The following is a 23589-nucleotide window of genomic DNA, read 5'->3' on the forward strand; positions in this document are numbered from 1 at the left end:
GCATGAGCAGCACGCACGAACAGCCTTTCGAGCTGCCCGAGTTCTACCTCCCGCACCCCGCGCGCCTCAACCCGCACCTGGAGGAGGCCCGGACCCACACCCGCGCGTGGGCCCGGGACCTGGGGATGCTGGAGGGTTCGGGCGTCTGGGACCTCGCCGATCTGGAGGCGCACGACTACGCGCTGCTGTGCGCCTACACCCACCCCGAGTGCGACGGGCCGATGCTCTCCCTCGTCACCGACTGGTACGTGTGGGTGTTCTTCTTCGACGACTGGTTCCTGGAGCGCTTCAAGCACTCCGGGGACCGGCCCGCCGGGCGGGAGGCACTGGACCGGCTGGCCCTGTTCATGCCCTCCGGTCCCGGCGCGCCGGCGCCGCGGCCGGCCAACCCCGTGGAGGCGGGGCTCGCCGACCTGTGGGGGCGTACGGTGCCCGGCCACTCGGCGGACTGGATCGAGCGCTTCACGCGCAGCACCCGCGACCTCCTGAACGAATCGCTGTGGGAGCTCGACAACATCAGCATCGGCCGGGTCGCCAACCCCATGGAGTACGTGGAACAGCGCCGCAAGGTCGGCGGCGCCCCCTGGTCGGCGGGGCTCGTCGAGCACGCGGTGGGCGCGGAGGTCCCGGCCGCCGTGTCCGGCTCGCGGGCGCTGCGCGTCCTGCGCGACTCCTTCGCCGACGCGGTGCACTTGCGCAACGACCTGTTCAGTTACGAACGGGAGACCGCGCGGGAGGGCGAACTCAGCAACGGCGTCCTGGTGTTGGAGAAATTCTTCGACTGCACCACCCAGGAGGCGGCCGACCGGCTGAACAACATGCTGACCTCGCGGCTCCAGCAGTTCGAGAACACCTTCTTCACCGAACTGCCCGCGCTGTTCGCGGAGCAGGCCCTCGGCCCGGCCGAAACCCTGGCCGTGCTCACCTACGCCCGCGGCCTGCAGGACTGGCAGTCCGGCGGCCACGAGTGGCACATGCGCTCCAGCCGGTACATGAACAAGCGCCCGGGCCGGACGAACGCGGGCCTGCCCGGATGGCCGGACGCCCCCGGCGGGCTGGGTACCGCGGGCGCCAACATCAAGGCGCTGCTCGGGCTGACGGGCGGCGCGCAGCGGGCCCGGCGGCACACCAACATCCCGGGCCCGGTGGGTCCTTCGGTGATCCCGGAGTTCTACCTGCCGTTCCGCAACGTGCTCAGTCCGCACCTGGACGGCGCCCGCGAGCGGCTCATCGAGTGGGACCGGGCGATGGGCATCTTCGACGAGGGCATCTGGTGGGAGGAGAAGGGCCGGGGCTACGACTTCGCGCTGTGCTCGGCGGGCATGGACCCGCGGTGCACGCCCGAGGCCCTGGACATCAACGCCGGCTGGCTGAGCTGGGGCACGTACGCCGACGACGTCTATCCGCTGGTGTTCGGCGCCACCCGCGACCTCGCGGCCGCCAAGGCGCAGACCGCTCGGCTGAAGGCCTGCATGCCGCTGGACCTGTCCGCTCCACCGGCCCCCGTCAACGCCATGGAGCGGGGGCTCGCCGATCTGTGGCGGCGCACGGCCGGCCCGATGCCGCCGCGCGACCGGGCGGCGTTCAGGGCGGCCGTGGAGGAGATGCTCGAGAGCTGGCACTGGGAGCTGGACAACCAGTTCCTGAACCGGGTGCCGGACCCGGTGGACTACCTGGAGATGCGCCGGATCACCTTCGGCTCCCCGATGACGACCGCGCTGTCCCGGCTGGGGCACGGGGGCGTGGTGCCGCAGGAGGCCTACCGCAGTTCGGCCATGCGGTCCCTGGAGGCGGCCGCCTTCGACTACTCGGCGCTGATGAACGACGTGTACTCGTACCAGAAGGAGGCCGAGTACGAGGGCGAGCTGCACAACTTCCTGATCGTCGTGCGGAACTTCTTCGACTGCGACTACCCGGCGGCGCTGCGGATCACGAACGACCTGATGACCTCGCGGATGGAACAGTTCGAGCACGTGCGCGACAACGAACTCCCGGTCATGTACGAGGACCAGGGGCTGAGCGGGGAGGCCCGCGCGGCCCTGGACCGGGGCGCCGAGGCGCTGGGGCGGTGGATGGTCGCGATCGCGGAGTGGCACGGGCGCACGAAGCGGTACCGGGAGGAGGACCTGCGCCGCCACCACGCCCACCGGACGGCGGCGGCGAACCCGCAACGGCGGCCCGGTCCGACCGGTCTGCCCAGGCCAGCGCACAGGCCGTCCTGGGCCGCCCGACCGCGGTGATCACCGGGCGCCGCGGGCCGTGCGGCGGAGTACGACATTCCCCTGGTCTTGCGCCGGAAGTGGCGGATAATCGTCGACATGCGGCTTGAACCAACCCTCTGGCCGCAACTGGTCACGCATGCAATGGGGGGCATCGTGCCGATGAGGGAATCCCGGCCCACCGTCATGAGCGCACGGGCCGCGAGAACGGGCACGGCCGACGTCCTGCCCACCACGTTCACCGAGCTGTCCTTACTGCTCAGCGCCGTCCGCCGGAGCCGGGTGCTGACGGTGACCGGCCCGTCTCGCGAGCCGCGGAGCCTGCTCGTACGGGACGTCGCGCAACGGCTCTGGTCCAACTTCTACGACGGGGCGGCCGTGGTCACCGTCCAGCGGCAGGGCGGCGTACGCGAACTGGTGGCCGCCCTGGGCTGCGTACCGGGCATGCCCTTCCTGCCCTGCGGGACGGCGAACGCCGCCTCGTGGCTCGCGGAGCGGGACATGCTGCTCGTACTGGACGACTGCGACCACCTGACGGCCGGTGCGCTGGACTGGCTCCGCACCCTGCTGGCCGAGGCGCCCGGACTGCGGATCCTGGCCGCCGGCCGGCAGCCGCTGGCCGTCGGGCAGGGGCGGGTGCACCGGCTCTGACGGCTACGCGTCCCGCCAGTCCTGTACGAGCAGCCCCAGCACCACCTCGTCCAGGAACTCCCCGCACACCCACGCCGCCCCGCGCAGCGTCCCGTCCAGGGTGAACCCGGCCCCGGTCGCGGCGCGGATCATGGCGGCGTTGTCGGCGAGCGTGTCGACCTGGAGGCGGTGCAGCCCGCGCACGGAGAAACCGTAGCGGCACAGCAGCCGGACGACCTCCGCCCCGAGGCCGCGGCCCCGGCTGCCGGGGAGCAGCGATATGCCGAGGTGGGCGGAGCGGTTGTGCACGTCGATGGACCAGAGCACGGCCTCGCCCGCGAGCTCGCCGGAGGCCAGGTCCACCACGGAGAAGACGGCGACGTCGTCGCTCGGCGGGGACGGCTCGAACGGGGAGTGGCCGCCGCTCGCACCGACCGGCCGCCAGGGCCGGGTGTCGGCCCGCGAGCGGGTCGCGACGTCCTCGTACAGCGCCGCGTGGAGCACGGGTACGTCATCGGTGTGCCGGGCGCGCAGCCCGGTCAGCTCTCCCTGGATCATCCCGCCTTCATAGCCCCCGCCGGGGCCCGGCCACAACCGGGTTTCCGCCGTCGCGTCCTCGTCCGCGGCCGCGTACGGCTCCGGACACGGGTCCGCCCCGGTCGGCTGCTGCCGACCGGGGCGGAACGCGCGTGACGCAGCGGCTCACAGGAGCCGCGGACCTCAGCCGAGGAGCGCGAGCGCCTTGTTGAGGGTGGCGGACGGCCGCATGACCGCCGACGCCTTGGCGGCGTCGGGCTGGTAGTAGCCGCCGATCTCGACCGGGGAGCCCTGCACCGCGATCAGCTCGTCGACGATGGCCCGCTCGGACTCGGCCAGCGTCTTGGCCAGCGGGTCGAAGGCGGCCGCCAGCTTCGGGTCGTCGGTCTGGCGGGACAGCTCCTGCGCCCAGTACAGGGCCAGGTAGAAGTGGCTGCCGCGGTTGTCGATGCCGCCGAGCTTGCGGCTCGGCGACTTGTCCTCGTTGAGGAAGGTGCCGGTCGCGCGGTCCAGGGTGTCCGCGAGGACCTGGGCGCGGGCGTTGCCCGTGGTGGTGGCGAGGTGCTCGAAGGAGACGGCCAGCGCGAGGAACTCGCCGAGCGAGTCCCAGCGCAGGTAGTTCTCCTTGACGAGCTGCTGCACGTGCTTCGGGGCGGAGCCGCCGGCGCCGGTCTCGAAGAGGCCGCCGCCGTTCATCAGCGGGACGACCGACAGCATCTTGGCGCTGGTGCCCAGCTCCAGGATCGGGAAGAGGTCGGTCAGGTAGTCGCGCAGCACGTTGCCGGTCACCGAGATGGTGTCCTCGCCGCGGCGGATGCGCTCCAGGGAGAAGGCGGTGGCCTCGACCGGGGAGAGGACCTTGATGGTCAGGCCCTCGGTGTCGTGGTCGGCGAGGTACTTCTTGACCTTGGTGATCAGCTGCGCGTCGTGGGCGCGGTGCTCGTCGAGCCAGAAGACGGCCGGGACGCCGGTGGCGCGGGCGCGGGTGACGGCGAGCTTGACCCAGTCCTGGATCGGCAGGTCCTTGGTCTGGCAGGCGCGGAAGATGTCACCGGCGGCGACCTCCTGCTCCAGGACCGTGTTGCCCTCGGCGTCGACGACGCGGACGGTGCCCGCGGCGGCGATCTCGAAGGTCTTGTCGTGGCTGCCGTACTCCTCGGCCTTCTGGGCCATGAGGCCCACGTTCGGCACCGAGCCCATGGTGGCCGGGTCGAAGGCGCCGTGCGCGCGGCAGTCGTCGATGACGACCTGGTAGACACCGGCGTAGCTGCTGTCCGGGAGGACGGCGAGGGTGTCGGCCTCGGCGCCGTCCGGGCCCCACATGTGGCCGGAGGTGCGGATCATGGCCGGCATCGAGGCGTCGACGATGACGTCGGACGGGACGTGCAGGTTGGTGATGCCCTTGTCCGAGTCGACCATCGCGAGGGCCGGGCCCTCGGCGAGCTCGGCGTCGAAGGAGGCCTTGATCGCGTCGGCGTCGGGCAGCGCGCCCAGGCCCTTCAGGATCGCGCCCAGGCCGTCGTTCGGGGACAGGCCGGCGGCAGCCAGGGTCTCGCCGTGGCGGGCGAAGGTCTTCGGGAAGAAGGCGCGGACCACGTGGCCGAAGATGATCGGGTCGGAGACCTTCATCATCGTGGCCTTGAGGTGCACGGAGAACAGCACGCCCTCGGCCTTGGCCCGCTCGATCTGCTCGTTCAGGAAGGTGCGCAGCGCGTCGACGTGCAGCACGGACGCGTCCACGACCTCACCGGCGAGTACCGGTACGGACTCGCGCAGGACGGTGGTGGCGCCGTCGGCGGCGACGTGCTCGATGCGCAGGGTGCCGGCCTCGGCGATCACGGCGGACTTCTCGGTGGAGGCGAAGTCGTTGGCGCCCATGGTGGCGACGTTCGTCTTCGACTCGGAGGTCCAGGCGCCCATGCGGTGCGGGTGAGCCTTGGCGTAGTTCTTGACCGAGGCGGGGGCGCGGCGGTCGGAGTTGCCCTCGCGCAGGACCGGGTTGACGGCGCTGCCCTTGACCTTGTCGTAGCGGGCGCGGGCCTCGCGCTCCTCGTCGGTCTTCGGGTCGTCCGGGTAGTCCGGGAGCGCGTAGCCCTGGGCCTGGAGCTCGGCGACCGCGGCCTTGAGCTGCGGGATCGAGGCCGAGATGTTCGGAAGCTTGATGATGTTGGCTTCCGGGGTCTTCGCCAGCTCGCCGAGCTCGGCGAGGGCGTCGGCGATCCGCTGGCTCTCCTCGAGGTGCTCGGGGAAGCTGGCGATGATCCGACCTGCCAGGGAGATGTCACGGGTCTCGACATTCACACCGGCCGTCGACGCGTACGCCTGGATCACAGGCAGGAACGAATACGTCGCGAGGGCCGGGGCCTCGTCAGTGTGCGTGTAGATGATGGTCGAGTCAGTCACCGGATGCTCCGCTCCACAGTCTGCGTCTCTCGTCTGCAACATTGCTCGACATCAAGATATCTCGTGATCGGGCCGGTCTGGACAGCCCCCTGCCGCAAGCCCGGCGAGACGCGCGTCACCTCCGGTGTCCGAAAACGGCGAGAGCGCCGCCACCGGCTGTTTCCAGCCGGCGGCGGCGCTCAGGCACGGGGACCACTCAGGCGTGCGGGCCTGATCAGGCGTGGACGGCCTTCGGGCTCGGGCCGTACTCGTTCGGCTGCGCCTGACCCTCGGTCGCCGTCAGGACCAGCAGCCAGATGCCGCCGATGAACGGCACCGCGCCGATGAAGTACCACCAGCCGGACTTGCCGATGTCGTGGAGCCGGCGGACGGTGACCGCGAGGCTCGGCAGGAACGTGGCCAGGACGTACAGGCCGACGAACAGCGGGTAGGTGTCGAGCGAGAAGTCGATGATCGCGAGGACGATGACGATGCCCACCGTGAACAGGGTGTACATCCAGTACTCCTGGCGGCGCGCACGACCGGAGAAGTCGGCGTACTTCTTCAGAACGTCGGTGTAGTAGTTCATTCTTGTCCCCCCAGAGGACGGTTCTTCGGCCCGTCCTGCTGGAGCAAGCCGGGGCAGAACTTATGCCCCGCTTATGACGCGGTCAAGCCAGTTCACAGGAGCTCTGGAGGCGCGATCTTCGTTGCTTCCGGCACCCAAAACGCGTGCGTGGCGGCCCCGTTGGAACCCACCGGGCCCGAACGCTCACGAAGGGTGACCAAAGTGGGGTGGCCGAAGTCTTACGAGGGGCGTGAAAGTGCCCACGGGGCGCCGGGGCTCCGTAGCGTCACCGGAACACGCGTTCGCGTAACCATCGGAGCCGGTCGATCGGTTCCCACATCGTTACCGCACTGCGACACCGCGGGACCCGCGGCCCGGGACGGGATGGGGGGGCGCCCCGGGCCGCGGGAGAACCGTCAGCCGATGTGGAAGGGGTCCCCGTAAACCTTCCAGTCCAGCGGGGTGTTGAGGTTGAGGTTGCCCTTCTTGAGCCACACCCGCTGCGCCGTGTCGACGCGGCTGGTGTCGCTGTGCGCCTCCTCCTGCTTCATCGCCCAGACGCGGGCGTCGAGGAAGGCGTTCAGCCAGGTGGTCTCGTTGCCGCCCTGGGACGGGGGCTTGGCCTTGGACAGCGCCCGCTTGCGGATGCCGCGGAAGCTGGTGGAGTCGGTGCCGTCGCCGTGCATGACGATGGCATCGTAGTAGGCGAACTGGCCGAGCACCCCGACCCCGTCGGACTTGCCCTGCTGGACGGCGGGGTTGAAGTAGACCCGGTCGCGCTCGTGGTCCTGGGCCTTGCGGAAGTCCGCGTCCTGGGCGGCCTTCGCCCAGTCCTTGGTGAAGGCCGAGCCGAGGCCGGAGTGCGAGTCCGAGCCGTCGACCTTGCGCAGGGCGGGCAGGTACTTGGCCAGGATGTTGCCGGGCTTGACCTGCGTGTAGTACTCGACGAGGTCGAGCATGTCCCCGGTGCCGGAACAGAAGCCGATGATGCCGGCGGTGTAGCCGCGCCCGTCGCCTATGTCCTCTATGTACTTGTACTGGGCCTTCCAGTCGAGCGAGGAGTTCTCCGCGCTGGAGACGATCTGCATGGCGATGTCCTTCTTCGCCGGATCGTCCAGGCCGACGGCGGCTGTCGCCGGTGCCTGCGCGGCGGCCGCCGGCGCGACCTCGGGGGCCGCGGTGGCGTGGGCGGCGACCGGCACGGCGAGGAGCGCGGCGCCGAGGACGGCGCTGACCGCCAGACGCTTGCGATGGGGGGTGAACACAAGGCCTCCATGGGGGGAGTTGAGGCTGGGGGTGCTTCGTTAGGAAACTTTACTACCAGCCCTCGCGCCATCTCAAGACCCGGGGGGCCGCTGTGATTCCGGCCTCCCGATGCGTCAACTCCTTTGTCAGAGCCAGCCGTTGCGGCGGAAGCCCCGGTGAATGACGAAACAGGCGATCGCCATGACCCCGAGGACGAGCGGGTATCCGTACGTCCAGTGCAGTTCCGGCATGTTGTCGAAGTTCATGCCGTAGACCCCGCAGACCATCGTCGGCACGGCGACGATGGCCGCCCAGGCCGTGATCTTGCGCATGTCCTCGTTCTGCGCGACGGTCACCTGCGCCAGGTGCGCCTGGAGGATGGAGTCGAGCAGGCCGTCGTAGGCGCTGATCTGCTCGGTGGCGCGCGTGAGATGGTCGGCCACGTCGCGGAAGTACGCGCGGATCTCCGGCGGGATGACCGGTATCGGCTGCGTGGCCAGCTGCTGGAGCGGACGGCCGAGCGGGGCGACCGCCCGGCGCAGCTCCAGCAGTTCGCGCTTGAGCTGGTAGATCCGGCCGGCGTCGCCGCGGCCGCCGTGCTCGCTGAACACCATGGTCTCCACGGCGTCTATGTCGTTCTGCACCGCGTCCGTGACGGCCACGTAGTCGTCGACGACATGGTCCGCGATGGCGTGCAGTACAGCGGCCGGCCCCTTCGCCAGCTGCTCCGGATCTGCCTCCAGGGCCTCGCGGACCGGGCCGAGCGTGCCGCGGCCGCCGTGCCGGATGGTGATGACGAAGTCGTCCCCGGCGAAGGCCATCAGCTCGCCGGTCTCCACCACCTCGCTGGTCGCGGTCAGCTCCTCGTGCTCGACGTAGCGCACGGTCTTGAAGACGGAGAAGAGGGTGTCGTCGTACCGCTCGATCTTGGGCCGCTGGTGGGCGTGCACGGCGTCCTCGACGGCGAGGCGGTGCAGACCGAACAGCTCGGCGAGTGTGGCGAGCTCCGCCTGCGAGGGCTCGTGCAGGCCGATCCAAACGAACCCGTCGCCCGTTTTGCGGACCCGGCGCAACGCCTCCTCGGCCTGCGAGCAGCCGTCCTGGCGCACGCCGTCCCGGTAGACCACGCAGTTGACCACGGCGCTGCCGAGCGGGGAGCGCGCCGGGTGACTGAGGTCGACGGCCTGCCGGTAGCCGCGGCGAACGGCCCGGCGCAGGTTGCTGAACATGGACAACGGCGTACTCCCCTTCGGCGGATCAGCGGCCAGTCTGCCACCGCCGCGCGAGCACGCCGCCGCGGCCCTCGGCTCAGGCCCGGTCGATGAAGACGCTGGTCGACTTCACCCGGGCGGTCGCCCGCGCCCCCACCTCCAGGCCGAGCTCCTCCACGGCCTCGCGGGTCAGCAGCGACACGATGCGGTGCGGCCCGGCCTGGATCTCGACCTGGGCGTCCACCGTTGCGAGCTTCACGGCGGTCACGATCCCGGGGAAGGCGTTGCGCGCCGAGGTGTACGGGGCCTCCTCGCCGTCGCCGCTCTCCTGCGCGGCAGTGACGCAGAAGGCGGCCAGGTCCGGCCCGTCCACCATCCGGCGCGTGCCCTCGCGGCGGGTCGGGAACCGCTCGGCATCGGCCCACCGCCGGGCCGTGTCAACGCTGACGCCGAGCAGCCGCGCCGCCTGGCCGATCGTGTAGGACTCCATGGCCGCAGCCTAGTGCTGCGCTCTGGCCGGGCGGCTACGGCCGGCGGAGCGCCCCGGCCGCCGCTTCCGCGATCACCGCCGCCACCGCCACCAGCGTCGGCGAATCCAGCTTCCACTGCTGCCAGTACAGCGGTACGTCCAGCGGCCGCCCCGGCACGATGACCGCCAGCGCCCCCGAGCGCACCAGCGGCCCGGCCTGCGATTCCGGCACCAGGCCCCAGCCCAGTCCGGCGACCACCGCGTCACAGAACCCCTCCGACGTGGGCACCTGGTGGCGCACCGCCGAGGCCGTGGCGCCCGGATCCCCCGTCAGCGAGCGTACGAACACGTCCTGGAGGAGGTCCCGCCGGTCGAAGACGATCGCCGGCGCCTGGCGCAGGTCCCGCTCCACCGGCCCCGCGAGGTGGCGGGCCGCGAAGTCCGGGTTCGCCACGGGCAGGTAGCGCGCCCGCCCCAGCGGCCGTACCGTGCACCCGGCCACCGGCTCGGGCTGGGAGGTCACCGCGGCCATCACCTGGCCCTCCCGCAGCAGGGCCGTCGTATGCCCCTCGTCCTCGCGGTGCAGTTCGAAGCAGATCGGCGGGTCCTGCGGCACCCGGGTCAGCGCGGGCAGGAACCAGGTGGCCAGCGAGTCCGCGTTCACCGCCATCGGCAGCCGCACCGGCCCCAGCCCGGCCGCCATGCCCAGCTCGTCCCGCGCGTCGCGCTCCAGCCGGGCCAGCTGCCGCGCGAACCTGATGACGACCTCCCCGGACTCGGTCGCCCGCACCGGCTTCGTGCGCATCAGCAGCACCCGCCCGGTCCGCTGCTCCAGGGCCTTGACCCGCTGGCTGACCGCGGACGGCGTCACGTGCAGGGCGGCGGCGGCCGCGTCGAAGGTGCCCTCGTCGACCACGGCCAGCAGGGTCCGGACCTGGTCCAGCGGCAGCTCATCCATCACAAGAGCTAATGCTACGTAAAAATCTTTAGCTGTACTGCTGACGCGCCGCTCCATACGGTCGAGACATGACACACGGCATCATCACGGCGGGCCTCGCCGGCTTCGGAACCGGACTCTCCCTCATCGTCGCCATCGGCGCGCAGAACGCGTTCGTGCTGCGCCAGGGGGCCCGCCGCCACTCGGTACTCGCCGTGGTCGCCATCTGCGCCCTCTCCGACGCCCTGCTCATCGCCCTCGGCGTGGCCGGGGTCGGCGCCTTCGTCACGGCCTGGCCGCCCGCCCTGACCCTGGTCGGCCTCCTCGGCGGCGGGTTCCTGATCTGCTACGGAGTCCTGGCCGCCCGCCGGGTGCTGCGGCCCGAGCCCGGCGCCGCCCTCACCGCGGGCGCCGCCGGGACTCCGGCCGGGTCCGCCCGCCGGGCCGTGCTCACCTGCCTGGCCATGACCTGGCTCAACCCGCACGTATACCTCGACACCGTGCTGCTGCTCGGCTCGCTCGCCGCCGACCGGGGCGACCTGCGCTGGGCCTTCGGCATCGGGGCCGGGCTGGCCAGCCTGACCTGGTTCGGCTCCCTGGGCTACGGCGCCCGCCTGCTCAGCGGGGTGCTCTCCCGTCCTTCGGCCTGGCGGGTGCTCGACGGCTTCGTGGCGGCGACCATGGTCACGATGGGCGGGCTGCTCCTCGTACGGGCGTGAAGCCCGCCGCGTGCGGGGTACGGATGCCCCGTGCCCCGCACTACTCCCAGGAGCCGCACGTGCCCGACCGCCCCGCCCCGGACGAGGTGCGCGCCTACTACGCCGCCCGGCCGGCCCCGCTCGTCGCCGCCACCGGGATCGTCCTGGACTCCCGCGGACGGGTCCTCGTACTGACCCCCTCGTACAAGGACGACCTGGAGCTGCCGGGCGGCACGGTCGACGACACCGAGACCCCGGAAGAGGGTCTGGCACGGGAGCTCAAGGAGGAACTGGACCTGAGCGTGCCGGTCGGCCGGCTGCTCGCCGTGGACTCCCGGCCGCCGGGCGCCCTGGGCCGCTCCCTCATCGCCCACGTGCACCTGGTCGGCCCCCTCACTCCCGGGCAGGCCGCCGCGATCTCCTTCGCGGACGGCGAGGTCGCGGACGCCCGCTGGCTCACCCCGGACGAAGCCTGCGAGGCCCTGCCCGCCCGGATCGCGCCCCGGCTGCGCGCCGGCCTGGCCGCCCTGTACTCCGGCTCCCTCGCCCACCTGGTCGACGGCGTCCCCCAGCCGGGCTCCCCCGCCGGCCTCGCCCCGGAGCGGCGCGCGGTCCTGGAGCACGCGGGCGCCTACGGCTCCGCGGACCACCGGGCGGCCCGCCCCAAGGCCCTCACCGCCGCGAGCGTGGTCTTCACCGACGCGGCGGGCTCGGTCCTGCTGGTCCAGCCCGGGTACGGGAACCCCGCCCGCTGGCACCTGCCGGGCGGCGGCATCGACAGCGACCTCGGCGAGACGCCGCGCGCCGCCGCCCGCCGGGAGGTCCTGGAGGAGCTGGGCCTCGACCGCGCGCCGGGCCGCTTGCTCGCCGTCAACTGGTCCCACCGGCCCGGCCGTCCGGCGCGGATCCGCTTCCTCTACGACGGCGGCACCCTCGACGCGGGCGCCCTGGCCCGGATCCGCCTGCCCGCCCCGGAGCTCCTGCAGTGGCGGGCCGTACCCCCGGCCGACCTCGCCGGCCTCACCAAAGGGGCCCTGCGCCGCCAGATCAAGGCCTGCCTCACCGCCCGCGCCACCGGCGCGGGCCCGCTCGAACTGCACGCGGGCCGCCTGGTCCCGGGGCCCTGAAACCGTCCCCGCCCACACCGGAAAGGCCGTCCTCCCCCGGCGGGGAGAACGGCCTTCACCTGCCGAGTACGGGGATCAGACCGCCGGCACCGGGTAGGTCGGGTACTCCACCCCGGACACGTGCTGGACCACGCGGATGACCTGGCACGAGTAGCCGAACTCGTTGTCGTACCAGAGGTAGAGGATCGCGTTGTCGCCGTCGACCTTGGTGGCGCCCGCGTCGACGATCGAGGAGTGGCGCGAGCCGACGAAGTCCATGGAGACGGCGTCGGGGGCGGTGGTGAAGTCGATCTGACGCTTGAGCGGCGAGTGCAGCGAGACGTCGCGCAGGTAGTCGAGGACTTCCTCGCGGGTGGTCTCGCGGCCCAGGCGCAGGCTCAGGATGGCGATCGAGACGTCCGGGACGGGGACGCGGATCGAGCTGCCGGTGATCGGCGCCTTGAGGTCGGGCAGCGCCTTGGCGACGGCCGAGGCGGCGCCGGTCTCGGTGATGACCATGTTGAGCGGCGCGGAGCGGCCGCGACGGTCGGCCTTGTGGTAGTTGTCCAGCAGGTTCTGGTCGTTGGTGAACGAGTGGACGGTCTCCACGTGGCCGCGCAGCACGCCGTACTCGTCGTCCATGGCCTTCAGCGGCGGGACGATCGCGTTGGTGGTGCAGGAGGCGCAGGACAGGATCTGCTCGTCGGGCTTGATCGTGTCGTGGTTGACGCCGTGCACGATGTTCGGGACGTCGCCCTTGCCCGGGGCGGTCAGGACGACCTTGTCGATGCCGGGGCGCAGGTGCTTGGAGAGGCCCTCGCGGTCGCGCCACTTGCCCGTGTTGTCGATGAGGATGGCGTCCTTGATGCCGTACGCCGTGTAGTCGACCTCGGACGGGTCGTTCGCGTAGATCACCTTGATGGTGTTGCCGTTGGCGACGATCGTGTTGGTCGCCTCGTCCACGGTGATGGTGCCCTGGAACTGACCGTGGATGGAGTCGCGGCGCAGCAGCGAGGCGCGCTTGACGATGTCCTGGTCGCCGCCCTGGCGGACGACGATGGCGCGCAGGCGCAGGCCGTTGCCGGAGCCGGCCTTCTCGATCAGCAGGCGGGCGACGAGGCGGCCGATGCGGCCGAAGCCGTAGAGGACGACGTCGCGGCCGTCGGCGCGCTCGATCTTGTTCTCGCCCGTGGCGCCGGAGACGGCCTGGGCGGTGAACTGCTCCACGGACAGACCGCGGTCATCGCTCTTGTACGTCGCGGCGAGCATGCCGATGTCGATCTGGGAAGGGCCGAGATCGAGCGCGGTGAGAGCCTGCAGGAACGGCAGGGTCTCGGTGACCGAGAGCTCCTCGCCGTCGATCTGCCGGGCGAATCGGTGGGTCTTGAGGATGCTGACCACCGACTTGTTCACCAAGGAGCGGCTGTGGAGCAGGATGGTGACGTCCCGCTCCCGGTGCATCTTCCCGATGATCGGGATCATCGACTCCGCGATCTCCTCGCGGTTTTTCCAGTTGGTGAACGAGTCCTCGTTGACAGTCACAGGTTTATCTTTCGAGCTAGGCGGCGCTCATATGCTAACCCGACGCCGCTCTGGCCACTCAAGCGGCCCCCTGGCGGGATGTGGTGAGGGGGATGCGCCGGGAAACACGAAAAAGGCCGCCTTCTCATCTCTGAGAAGACGGCCTCCGACCTGCATAAAGCATGGTCGGGACGACAGGATTTGAACCTGCGACCCCTTGACCCCCAGTCAAGTGCGCTACCAAGCTGCGCCACGTCCCGATGCCCGTTGACCTGGGGTTTCCCCTGGTTGAACGCGCAGGAGAACAATACCGCACTTCACGGGGTGGTCGCGCGCACCTTTTGAAGGCGCTTGACCTCGATCGCACTTGAGGTTGCACGATCTGTGCATGACACAGGCAACAGCGGACACCGGGTTCCGCCACGAGGATCTGGGCCGCCTCATCGCGCTCATGACCGGGGCCGAGAAGCACGGCCCCGCCGCCACCTCCACGCTCGACGCGCTGTGGGTGCTCTACGACCGGGTGCTGCGCGTCGGGCCCGCCACCGCCGAGGACGCGGGGCGGGACCGGTTCCTGCTCTCCAAGGGGCACGGGCCGATGGCGTACTACGCCGTGCTCGCCGCCAAGGGCTTCTTCCCCGTCGCATGGCTGAGCGGCTTCGGCTCGTACGACTCCCCCCTCGGGCACCACCCCGACCGCACCCTGATCCCCGGCGTGGAGATCGGCAGCGGCTCGCTCGGGCACGGCCTCCCGCTCGCCGTCGGCAGCGCGCTCGGGCTGCGCGCCCAGGGGCTGGACGACCCCGCGGTCTGGGTGCTGATCGGCGACGCCGAGCTGGACGAGGGCAGCAACCACGAGGCCATCGCGTACGCCGGCTCGGCGGGGCTGGAGCGGCTGCACACGATCGTGATCGACAACGACTCGGCCACGCACGGGTGGCGCGGGGGGATCGCCTCCTGGTTCGAGGCGGCCGGATGGTCGGCGGTCACCGTGGACGGGCGCGACCACGCGGCGCTGCACGCCGCCTACACCGCGGCGCATCCGGGCCGGCCGCACGCCGTCGTCGCCCGCGTCGAGAAGAAGCAGTAGGAAGAGGGGGAGTCATGGACACCATGCGCGAACGGTTCGTCTCGGTCACGTCGCGAGTGCTCGACGAGGACCCCCGGCTGGCACTCGTGCTCGCCGAGATCACCATGGACGCGTTCCGGCCCGCCCGGCAGCGCCACCCGGACCGGGTGATCAATGTCGGGATCCGGGAGCAGCTCCTGATCGGGGTCGGCGGCGGGCTGGCCCTGACCGGGCTGCGGCCCGTCGTGCACACCTTCGCCAGCTTCCTCGTGGAGCGGCCCTTCGAACAGGTCAAGCTGGACTTCGGCCACCAGGGCACGGGAGGCGTCCTGGTCAGCGCGGGCGCCAGCCATGACTGGCCGGCCGGCGGGTTCACGCACATGGCGCCGGGCGACGTGGCCCTGATGGACACCCTCGACGGCTGGACCGTGCACGTCCCCGGGCACCCGGACGAGGCCGAGGCGCTGCTGCGCCACGCGTACGCGGCGGACGACGACAAGGTGTACGTCCGGCTCTCCGAGCAGTCGAACGCCGAGCCCCGCCCGATGGCGGCCGACCTGGGCTTCCAGACCGTACGGGAGGGCCGCGCGGGCGTGGTCCTGGCGGTCGGGCCGCTGCTGGACAACGTGCTGGCGGCGGCCGAGGGTCTGGACGTGACGGTCCTGTACGCCCCCACGGTGCGGCCCTTCGACGACGCGGCGCTGCGCGCGGCCGTCGGCCGCGCCGCCGCCGACGTGGTCCTGGTCGAGCCCTACCTCGCCGGCACCTCCGCGGCCCCGGCGGCGCACGCCCTCCGCGACATCCCGCACCGTGTCCTCGGGCTCGGCGTCGGCCGCGCCGAACTGCGGCGCTACGGCACGCTCGAGGAACACGAGGCCGCCCACGGCCTGGACCCCGCCTCCCTGCGCACCCGCATGACCGCCTTCCTGGGCTAGCCGGCGCCGGCGGCACGGCATCCGCACCCGTGCCGCCGCCCGCCCCGCGCCGCCCTTCAGCCGCGCCGGTCCTCCCGCTCGTGGAGCAGTGCCACCAGGTCCGCCGCCAGAGCCTTCACCGTCGTCAGGCCCTCAGTCCCCCAGCGCCGCGGCACCGTGTCCACCGCGCACACCGTGCCGAGGACGATCCCGCGCCGGTCCGTCAGCGGTGCGCCCACGTACGAGCGCACCCCGCTCTCGTCCACGACCGCGTTGCCCGCGAAGCGCGCGAAGTCCCGTACGTCCTCCAGGACCAGCGCCCGGCGCCGCACCACGACGTACGGGCAGTACCCGTGGTCCCGGGCCAGCACCCGCGCCGGGTAGCCGCTCGCCGGGGCGTCGGGCGAGTGGTGCATGCCGGCGAAGAACTGCCGTTCCTCGCCCATGAAGTTGACCCCCGCGTACGGCGCGGCCAGGGTGTCCGCCACCCGCCGCGCGAAGGCGTCGAGCTCCGCGTCCGCCCGCTCCCCAAGGTCCAGTTCGCGCAGCCGGACGGCGCGCGCCGGTGCCTCCCGGTCCACCGGTGTGAGCAGCAGGTGGCCGGTCGATTCGTAGTACGTCATGGCTTCCCCCACATCCCGTTGCTTCTACGCTTCAACTACTTCGCCGTGGCCAGCAGATGGTGGACGAGGGTGGCGAGCGCCCCCGTCCCGGAGCTCGTCAGCCGCGCGTCGCACCGTACGACGGGCACCTCCGGTCCGAGCCCCACCGCCTCGCGGACCTCCTCGGCCCCGTAGCGGTGGCCGCCGTCGAACTCGTTGACGGCGACGATGAAGCCGATCCCGCGCCGCTCGAAGAAGTCCACGGCGGGGAAGCAGTCGGCGAGGCGGCGCGTGTCGGCGAGCACCACCGCCCCGAGCGCGCCCGCGCACAGCTCCTCCCACAGGAACCAGAAGCGCTGCTGCCCGGGCGTGCCGAAGAGGTACAGGACGTGGCGGGCGTCCAGGGTGATCCGCCCGAAGTCCAGCGCGACCGTCGTCGCCCTCTTCGCCTCGACCCCGTCGAGCGGGTCGGCGGCCTCGCTCAGCCCGCTCAGCAGCTCCTCCGTGCTCAGCGGCTCGATCTCGCTCACCGAGCCCACAAAGGTGGTCTTGCCCGCCCCGAACCCGCCCGCGACCAGGATCTTCAGGGTCGCGGGGAGCTCGGAGGCGGGGCCTTCACAGTCGCTTGCGCAAGCCATCGAGCACCGCCCGCAGCAGGGACTGGTCGTCGGCCGCGAAGGCCGGGCCGCCGATGCCCCCGGGGAAGGGGAACCGCGGCGCCTGCGCCGTCACGGCCCCGTGTTCCATCAGGTCGGACAGCAGCACCTTCACCACCCCCGCCGGGAGCCGTAGTTGTCCGGCCACCTCGGCGACCGAGACGGCCGCCGCGCCCGCGCACAGCCGTAGTGCGAGGGTGTGTTCCGTGCCGAGCGGTGCGCGCGGGCGTACGCCGGTCGCCGTCACCAGGGACAGCAGGTCGAGCGCGACCGCCGGCCGGGTCCGCCCGCCGCTCGCGGTGTACGGGCGCATCACGCGGCCCGCCGAATCGTCCAGCCACGGTGTGTCACGCGGCGCCCCCGATGCCCCTGCCCCCCTGGCCCGGACCCTCATCGCTCCGGGTCGGCCACGGGCCGCCGCGGCGGGGCGGCAAGGTACGGCCGTACGCTCTTGACCAGCATCGCCATCTCGTAACCGAGCACGCCCGCGTCGGCCTCCCGGTCGGCGAGCACCGCGAGGCAGGTCCCCGATCCGGCCGCCGACACGAAGACCAGCGCCGTGTCGAGCTCGACCACCACCTGCCGGACCTCGGAGCCGTCCCCGAACCGGGAGCCGGCGCTGCGCCCAAGCGAGTACAGCCCGGAGGCCAGGGCGGCCATGTGGTCGGCGCTGTCGGCATCCATCCCGTGCACGCAGGTGACGAGCCCGTCGGCGGTCAGCAGCACCGCGCTGCGCGTGTACGGCACCCGCTGCACGAGGCCGCCGAGCAGCCAGTCGAGATCCGAGAGCCGGCCGGTCTTGGTCGCCACTTCGCCGCTCATGGGGGTGTGCTCCTTGATGCTGATCGGGGTCCGGGTCATGCCTGCTGCTCCGACTGGGCGAGGCCGAAGCCCCGCTGGAAGGCGGCCATCAGGCCTGGGTCGTGCACGGGCTGTACGCCGTCTTCGGCCCGCCGGGGGGCGGGGGCGTCCCGCAGTTGGGGTACGAGGTGCTGCTGGGCCCGCCGTTTGGGCAGCGCCGGCCGGTCCTCGCCCACCCGCGCCGCCGGCACCTGCAGCGGCCCCGCGACGGTGCCGGCGGGCTCCGCCACGGCCACCGCCACCGGCTCGGGCACCGGCTCGGGCACGGCTTGGGGCACGCCGCCGGCCACGAGCTCGGGATCGGGCACGCACTCGGGCACGTATCGGGGCACGGCCGTCGGCTCCGCCTCGGGCGCCGGTGCGCCGCGGGCAACCGTGCCCGGCGCCTCGACGGCCCAGGCCGGCACCGCCGCCGGCACCGCCGCCGGCATCCCGGACGGCATCCCGGACCGCTCGGGCCAGGGCGGCCCGACGCGCACGGGCTCCAGGGGCGGCAGGGCGGCGATCCCCGCCCCGGCCCCGTCGGCCGGCTCGGCGCTCCCCCACGAGGTGGCCCGGGTGCCCCCCAGCGCATCGGCGGCGCTCGGTGCCTCCGCACCCAGCAGCTCCTGTGGCAGGACCAGCACGGCGAGCACGCCGCCGTAGATGTTGGACTTCAGCTCGACGGCGACCCCGTGGCGCCGCGCGAGCGCCGAGACGACGAACAGGCCGATCCGCCCGTCCGCCAGCAGGTGACGGACGTTGATCTGGTCGGGATCGCCGAGCAGGGCGTTCATCCGGTGCTGTTCCTCGGGCGGCATTCCGAGTCCCCGGTCCTCCACCTCGACCGCGATGCCGGCGGTGACCCGCTCGGCGCGCACCACCACATCGGTGTCGGGGGCGGAGAACACCGTGGCGTTCTCGACGAGTTCGGCCAGCAGGTGCACCACGTCGGCGACGGCGTGCCCGCGGACGCTGCCGCCGGCCGGGGGCACCACCTTGACCCGGGTGTACTGCTCGACTTCGGCGACGGAGGAGCGCAGTACCTCGCTCAGGTCGATGGGCCGCGTCCACTGGCGCCGGGAGGCGGCGCCGCCGAGCACGGCGAGGTTCTCGGCGTGGCGGCGGATGCGGGTGGCGAGGTGGTCGACGTGGAAGAGCTCCTTGAGCAGGTCCGGGTCCTCGACCGTGTCCTCCAGGTCGTCCAGCAGCGAGATCTCGCGGTGTACGAGGGACTGCAGCCGGCGGGCCAGATTGACGAAGACCTCGACCTTGCGGTCACTGTCGGACGGGGTGACCGGCCCGCCCAGCCGGACCAGCGTGGCGTGGGCCTGCTCGCGGGCACCGCGCAGCTCCTGCGCGAGCAGCCAGAACTCGTCCACGCCCGCCGGGTCGGTGCCGGGCGGCGGGCCGGTGGGCCCGCCGCGCACCGGGCGGCCCGGGGCCTCGCCCCGTTCCAGCCGCTCGGCGGCGGTACGCAGCTCCTGGCGGCCGCGGACGCTGGAGCGGCGCAGTGCCTCGCAGCGGTCGCGGACGCTCTTGGCCGCGCGCTGGGCCCCGAGGAGGGCGGCCGCCAGCGCGCCGATGACGAGCAGGGCGCAGCCGGTGAGCACCGGCCACAGCCGGTCGTCGCGGGCGCCCGTTCCGCCGCCGAGCTGGAGCGTGAAGATGACCGCGGCGGCCCCGCTCAGCCCGGCGGCGAGCGTGGGCAGCACGGCGGCGCGTACCAGCTGGGGCCGTATCTGCCGGCCGGGACCGGTGACGGCGTGTCTCGACGGGGCGTGGCGGGCGGCGCGGAGTCCGGACATCGGCGTCCTCGGTCAGTGGGGCCGGACCCCTCAGCGTTCCGGGCCCGGTGTTGATCACCGGATACCCACGCTAGACCGCGCGCTGCCGCCCCGGACGGCCAGTTGGGGAACTTCGCCGGGGTGCTTCCCGCTCCCGATGGAGCGCTCGTACGGGCGGCCGAATGCGCCGGGAGCGTGTACGCCCTGGTGACCCGGGGGCGCGCGCCGTCCGGCCCGCACACCTGTGCCGCGCGGGCCCCGGTACCCCCGGCGGCCACGCCGGCCCCACGGATCGCGCCGGCCCCGGGGCCCCGCCCGCGGCCCGGGGGTCTACGACCCGACGGCCTCCGACTCCTCGCGCCCGACCGGGGGCCCCGACGGCAGCGCGGCCGCTGACGGGGACGCCGCCGGAGCGGCGGCCACCGGCGAGGAGGCACCCGGCGCCACCACCGGCGCCGCGGCCGGTGCGACGGCGACGAAGGGACGCCACCAGGGCTCGCGCGGGGCGTCGGCGGCTCCCGGCTCGAAGGGCTGGCCCGGCACCGGCAGGGCGATGGCCGCGCCGGCGCCCTCGGCCGCGGCCACCGTGCCCTCGCCGGGCTCGTCCCACGGATGCGGGGCCAGGTTGAAGGTGCCCCAGTGGATCGGCAGCATCGTGCCGTGCGGGGTACCGCCCTGGAGGTCGAGGTGGGCGCGCATCCCCTCTTCGGGGGTCATGTGGATGTCGGGCCAGTACTCGGAGTAGGCGCCGATCTGGATCATTGTGGCGTCGAAGGGGCCGTGCTCGGCGCCGATCTGCTCGAAGCCGGGGAAGTAGCCGGTGTCCCCGCTGTGGTAGATCCGGTGCGCGTCGCCCGCGACGACCCAGGAGGCCCACAGGGTGAACTGCTGGTTGCGCAGCCCGCGGCCGCAGAAGTGCCGGGCCGGGGTCGCCGTCAGCGAGAGCCCGGCGATCTTGGTGCTCTCGTTCCAGTCGAGCTCGCGCAGCCGGTCGGCCGGGACTCCCCAGCGCTCCAGGTGCGCGCCGACGCCCAGCGGGACGGCGAAGACCGTGTCCGTGCCGGCCAGTTCCTTGATCGTCGGGAGGTCGAGGTGGTCGTAGTGGTCGTGCGAGATCACCACGACGTCGACCGGGCCGAGCGCGGCCAGCGGCACCGGTACCGGATGCAGCCGCTTGGGTCCGGCGAAGGGGAAGGGGGAACAGCGCTCGCCCCACACCGGGTCGAACAGCACCCGCCGCCCGTCGATCTCCGCGAGCACGCTGGAGTGCCCCATCCAGGTCAGCCTCAAGCCGCTGGCCGGCGGCTTCGCCAGCTCGGCCAGGGTGGTCGGATAGACGGGGACGGGCGCGCCGGGGTTGCGCCGGAGCCGCTGCTCCTTGTGGAAGTAGATCTTGGCGAACTCCATCATCGACCCGGACGGCCTGGTCCTGGCCCCGACCGGGTTCTGGAAGACTCCGTCGGCGAAGTTCGGCGAGCGCAGGATCCGCTCCAGCCGCTCACCGGACGGGTCCGCGCCGAAGGCTTCGGGCCGCATGGCACGCAGCCGTGGACGCAAGGAACGGGAGCCGGTCAAGGCGCCTCCTGAGAGGGTGGGGGCGGGATGGGCGGACGGCTTACGACCATCCCAACGCGTACCGGGCCCGAAGGATTCCGACCCGGCCCCTGACATCATGCGCCGCTCCACCCCTTCTGTGGCGGCAGCGGGCCCGGCTACAGGAGCGGCGGGTCCGGCTACAGGAGCAGCAGGTCCGCGAGCAGCAGGTCCGGCTACAGGGGCAGCAGGTCCGGCCTCTTCGCCTCGACGTGGTCCCCGGAGGACTCCCCGCGCAGCCGGCGGCCGATCCACGGCACCAGGTACTCGCGGGCCCACTGGATGTTGTCCCGGGTCACGTCCACCGAGCCGCGCGGCAGCTGCGGCGGCCACGGCTGGTCCGGGTCGGCCGGCACCTCCAGGCCCAGCACCTGGGCGGCGCGCAGCGCGACCCGGGTGTGCCCCTCGGGCGAGAGGTGCAGCCGGTCGTCGTCCCAGGCCCGCCGGTCCTGTACGGACTTCAGGGACCAGAGGTCGAGCACCGGGCAGTCGTACCGGTCGGCGATCGCGCGCACGTGCGCGCTGTACGTCGCGACCTTGCCGCGCAGGTGCTTGAGGACCGGCACGCCCCGGGTGTCGAAGCCGGTGGTGATCATGACCTGGCCGACGGCCCCGGTGAGGTCGGCGACGGCCGCCTCGAACCGTTCGGCCACGTCGTCCGGGTCGCTGCCGGGACGGATGATGTCGTTGCCGCCCGCGCAGAAGGTCACCAGGTCGGGCGCGAGCTCCTTGGCCCGCGGGACCTGCTCCGCCACGATCTGGTCGAGGAGCCGCCCGCGGACGGCCAGGTTCGCGTACCGCAAATCGTGTTCTTCGCGTTGATCGGCCAGGAGTACGGCCAGCCGGTCCGCCCAGCCGAGAAACGTTTCCCCGGGTCCCGGGTCCCCCACGCCCTCGGTGAAGCTGTCCCCGATCGCCGCGTACGAGCCGATGGTCTTGAGTGTCGTCGTCGCTGCCACGGGACCACATCCTTCACCCCGTCACGTGACCTACGCCATCGTAGGCAGGGGTTGACGGACCGTGATTTATACCACCCGGCAGGTGAGGAATAACAGCGCGTGAGGCCGGGACCCTCCTCGGGCCCCGGCCTCACGCGGGTCTGGCATCCGTCTGGGGGACCGTCAGATGCCGACGCCCTTGGAGCGGAGGTAGGCCAGCGGGTCGATGTCGGAGCCGTAGGACGGGCCGGTGCGGATCTCGAAGTGGAGGTGCGGGCCGGTCACGTTGCCGGTGGCGCCGGAGAGGCCGATGCGCTGCCCCGCGGTGACGCTCTGGCCGACCGAGACCGACAGCTGGGAGAGGTGGCCGTACTGGGAGTACTTGCCGTCGGCGTGCCGGATGACGACCTCGTTGCCGTACGCGCCGCCCCAGCCCGCGGAGACGACGGTGCCCGCGCCGACCGCCTTGACGGTGGTGCCGCTGCTCGCGATGAAGTCGACACCGGTGTGGTAGCCGCTGGACCACATGGCGCCGGCGGTCTTGTACGCGGTGGAGACGCCGCCGCCGACGGGGGCGACGAAACCGGAGGAGGGCGCGGCCTGCTGCTGCTCGGCCGGGGCGGCGGGTGCGGCCGGGGCCTCGGCCTCGGGGGCGGCGCCCTCGTCCGAGGACCCTTCGCCGGCGGCGCTCTCGTCCGAGGCCGCCTCCGCGGAGTCGGCCGGGTCCTCGTCGGCGGAGGGATCGGCGGAGGAATCGGCAGAGGACTGCTCGGCGGGGGCCTGAGTCCGGGTCGGGGCGGACTCGGCGGTGTGCGCGGCGTCGCCCTCGGCGCCGAGCTTCAGCTTCAGCCCGGGGTGGATCAGCGAGGGGTCGGCTCCGACGGCCGCGCGGTTGGCGGCGTAGAGCTGCTGCCAGCCGCCGCCGAGGTGGCGCTGCTCGGCGATCTTGGAGAGGTAGTCACCCGGGACGACCGTGTACACGGCCGGCGCGGCCGTCCGCACCTGGGCGACGGGAGCGGCCCGCAGCGCCGCGGGGACCTGAGCGGCCCGGACGGGGGCCGTCGCCGGGGCGGCGGCGGGGGCCGCGTGGGCGCCGGCGGCTCCGAGCAGCGGGAGCGCGAGGGCCGCGCCGCCGGTACCGGCCATGGCGAAACCGCGGGATATCGAGGGGGACTTGGGACGGCGGTGCTTACCCTTTGCAGGCATGGCGAATTCCTCTCCGTCGCCTGCGAGGTGAGCTGTCGGGTTCGGACTGGAGATGTCCGGCCGTACATGAACAGCACATGTACGGCTTCACCCCGAGCCGTCCCGGTACAAAGATCCGGAACAGCGGCTTACCTGGTTCCCCCGCTCCTGCCGCGCGCGTGAATAGTCGGGTGCGGTTTCCGGACGGCGGCAGGATTCGGCGGTCCATCCGGATCGATCGCGAAGGTAATCGAGTTGTGCCACACCTAACAAGCCGTGAATTTCCTGACGGAATATCAAGGGTGTGGGACCGACGGAATTCCGGTCACCCTGTGTCCATTCAGCGGCGGCAAAAGCCGCCCCGGCAGGGAAATTCACCTTTGACGATCAGGCACTCACGGTCACCGTATGATCTGGCTCACGGGGACGTGCCCGATCTCGCTTCCACTCATGGCAAGTTGTCGCCAAGTAGTGTAATTCGG

22 protein-coding genes, 1 tRNA gene and 1 riboswitch are annotated in these 23589 nt (G+C 72.3%); of the genes, 6 read left to right on the forward strand and 17 right to left on the reverse strand.

The window, feature by feature from the left end:
* The first annotated feature begins 2 nt into the window (after positions 1-2).
* Together ACFWBF_RS02070 and ACFWBF_RS02075 are read left to right on the forward strand one after the other, a co-directional pair.
* Positions 3-2240 (forward strand): germacradienol/geosmin synthase, encoded by a 2238-nt coding sequence (locus ACFWBF_RS02070; RefSeq protein WP_385593692.1) that lies wholly within the window; start codon positions 3-5, stop codon positions 2238-2240.
* 78 nt (positions 2241-2318) lie between these two features.
* Positions 2319-2870 (forward strand): hypothetical protein, encoded by a 552-nt coding sequence (locus ACFWBF_RS02075; protein WP_385593695.1) that lies wholly within the window; start codon positions 2319-2321, stop codon positions 2868-2870.
* 3 nt (positions 2871-2873) lie between these two features.
* Here ACFWBF_RS02075 and ACFWBF_RS02080 read toward each other — a convergent pair whose 3' ends face one another.
* From ACFWBF_RS02080 to ACFWBF_RS02110, 7 genes are all read right to left on the reverse strand, one after another.
* Positions 2874-3407 carry a GNAT family N-acetyltransferase gene (locus tag ACFWBF_RS02080; RefSeq protein ID WP_385593698.1) on the reverse strand — a complete coding sequence of 178 codons (534 nt, stop codon included), beginning with the start codon at positions 3405-3407 and terminating at the stop codon, positions 2874-2876.
* 162 nt (positions 3408-3569) lie between these two features.
* Positions 3570-5789, reverse strand: coding sequence for an NADP-dependent isocitrate dehydrogenase (locus tag ACFWBF_RS02085; protein ID WP_385593701.1), 2220 nt, complete (start codon positions 5787-5789; stop codon positions 3570-3572).
* 214 nt (positions 5790-6003) lie between these two features.
* Positions 6004-6357, reverse strand: a complete 354-nt coding sequence (locus tag ACFWBF_RS02090) for a DUF805 domain-containing protein (protein WP_385593703.1) — start codon at positions 6355-6357, stop codon at positions 6004-6006.
* 395 nt (positions 6358-6752) lie between these two features.
* Positions 6753-7601: a chitosanase gene (locus tag ACFWBF_RS02095; RefSeq protein WP_385593706.1), complete on the reverse strand. Its 849-nt coding sequence runs from the start codon at positions 7599-7601 to the stop codon at positions 6753-6755.
* A 126-nt stretch (positions 7602-7727) separates the two neighbouring features.
* A complete protein-coding gene (gene corA, locus ACFWBF_RS02100; RefSeq protein ID WP_385593709.1) occupies positions 7728-8810 on the reverse strand; it encodes a magnesium/cobalt transporter CorA in 1083 nt (360 codons plus the stop codon).
* Between the two features lie 79 nt (positions 8811-8889).
* Complete coding sequence (locus ACFWBF_RS02105) at positions 8890-9282, reverse strand: molybdopterin-binding protein (RefSeq protein ID WP_385593712.1); 393 nt, start codon at positions 9280-9282, stop codon at positions 8890-8892.
* Positions 9283-9316: 34 nt separating this feature from the next.
* Positions 9317-10219 carry a LysR family transcriptional regulator ArgP gene (locus tag ACFWBF_RS02110; protein WP_385593715.1) on the reverse strand — a complete coding sequence of 301 codons (903 nt, stop codon included), beginning with the start codon at positions 10217-10219 and terminating at the stop codon, positions 9317-9319.
* Positions 10220-10287: 68 nt separating this feature from the next.
* Between ACFWBF_RS02110 and ACFWBF_RS02115 the strand changes: the two genes are divergently transcribed.
* Together ACFWBF_RS02115 and ACFWBF_RS02120 are read left to right on the forward strand one after the other, a co-directional pair.
* The gene (locus ACFWBF_RS02115) at positions 10288-10917 is read left to right on the forward strand and encodes a LysE/ArgO family amino acid transporter (RefSeq protein ID WP_385593718.1); all 630 of its coding nucleotides are present in this window, start codon (positions 10288-10290) and stop codon (positions 10915-10917) included.
* Between the two features lie 59 nt (positions 10918-10976).
* Positions 10977-12023 carry an NUDIX domain-containing protein gene (locus ACFWBF_RS02120; RefSeq protein WP_385593720.1) on the forward strand — a complete coding sequence of 349 codons (1047 nt, stop codon included), beginning with the start codon at positions 10977-10979 and terminating at the stop codon, positions 12021-12023.
* A gap of 75 nt (positions 12024-12098) precedes the next feature.
* Here ACFWBF_RS02120 and ACFWBF_RS02125 read toward each other — a convergent pair whose 3' ends face one another.
* Positions 12099-13544 carry a glyceraldehyde-3-phosphate dehydrogenase gene (locus tag ACFWBF_RS02125; RefSeq protein ID WP_385224680.1) on the reverse strand — a complete coding sequence of 482 codons (1446 nt, stop codon included), beginning with the start codon at positions 13542-13544 and terminating at the stop codon, positions 12099-12101.
* Positions 13545-13706: 162 nt separating this feature from the next.
* A tRNA-Pro gene (locus tag ACFWBF_RS02130) sits at positions 13707-13783 on the reverse strand.
* 128 nt (positions 13784-13911) lie between these two features.
* On the opposite strand from ACFWBF_RS02130, the gene ACFWBF_RS02135 reads away from it, so the two are divergent.
* Together ACFWBF_RS02135 and ACFWBF_RS02140 are read left to right on the forward strand one after the other, a co-directional pair.
* Entirely contained in the window at positions 13912-14613 is a 702-nt protein-coding gene (locus tag ACFWBF_RS02135) for a transketolase (protein WP_385593723.1), read from the forward strand.
* A gap of 14 nt (positions 14614-14627) precedes the next feature.
* A complete protein-coding gene (locus ACFWBF_RS02140) occupies positions 14628-15527 on the forward strand; it encodes a transketolase family protein (protein WP_385593726.1) in 900 nt (299 codons plus the stop codon).
* Between the two features lie 56 nt (positions 15528-15583).
* Here the strand turns inward: ACFWBF_RS02140 and ACFWBF_RS02145 are convergent, their stop codons facing one another.
* The 8 genes from ACFWBF_RS02145 to ACFWBF_RS02180 form a co-directional block, all read right to left on the reverse strand.
* Entirely contained in the window at positions 15584-16129 is a 546-nt protein-coding gene (locus ACFWBF_RS02145) for a GAF domain-containing protein (protein ID WP_385593729.1), read from the reverse strand.
* A gap of 35 nt (positions 16130-16164) precedes the next feature.
* Entirely contained in the window at positions 16165-16746 is a 582-nt protein-coding gene (locus ACFWBF_RS02150; RefSeq protein WP_385593731.1) for an ATP/GTP-binding protein, read from the reverse strand.
* A complete protein-coding gene (locus tag ACFWBF_RS02155) occupies positions 16724-17158 on the reverse strand; it encodes a DUF742 domain-containing protein (protein ID WP_385593734.1) in 435 nt (144 codons plus the stop codon). Before ACFWBF_RS02155 ends, ACFWBF_RS02150 begins: the two co-directional genes overlap by 23 nt.
* Entirely contained in the window at positions 17155-17586 is a 432-nt protein-coding gene (locus tag ACFWBF_RS02160) for a roadblock/LC7 domain-containing protein (protein ID WP_385593772.1), read from the reverse strand. The genes ACFWBF_RS02155 and ACFWBF_RS02160 overlap by 4 nt, the downstream gene beginning before the upstream one ends.
* Positions 17587-17621: 35 nt before the next feature.
* A complete protein-coding gene (locus ACFWBF_RS02165) occupies positions 17622-19412 on the reverse strand; it encodes an ATP-binding protein (protein ID WP_385593737.1) in 1791 nt (596 codons plus the stop codon).
* Between the two features lie 309 nt (positions 19413-19721).
* Entirely contained in the window at positions 19722-20927 is a 1206-nt protein-coding gene (locus tag ACFWBF_RS02170) for an MBL fold metallo-hydrolase (protein WP_385593775.1), read from the reverse strand.
* Between the two features lie 233 nt (positions 20928-21160).
* The gene (locus ACFWBF_RS02175; RefSeq protein WP_385593740.1) at positions 21161-21943 is read right to left on the reverse strand and encodes an SGNH/GDSL hydrolase family protein; all 783 of its coding nucleotides are present in this window, start codon (positions 21941-21943) and stop codon (positions 21161-21163) included.
* 162 nt (positions 21944-22105) lie between these two features.
* Entirely contained in the window at positions 22106-23128 is a 1023-nt protein-coding gene (locus ACFWBF_RS02180) for a peptidoglycan DD-metalloendopeptidase family protein (protein WP_385593743.1), read from the reverse strand.
* Positions 23129-23132: 4 nt separating this feature from the next.
* Positions 23133-23340: riboswitch (cyclic di-AMP (ydaO/yuaA leader) on the reverse strand.
* Positions 23341-23589 lie beyond the last annotated feature (249 nt).

Origin of the sequence: Streptomyces sp. NPDC060028 (genome assembly GCF_042736725.1) — a bacterium.
Lineage (GTDB): Bacteria > Actinomycetota > Actinomycetes > Streptomycetales > Streptomycetaceae > Streptomyces.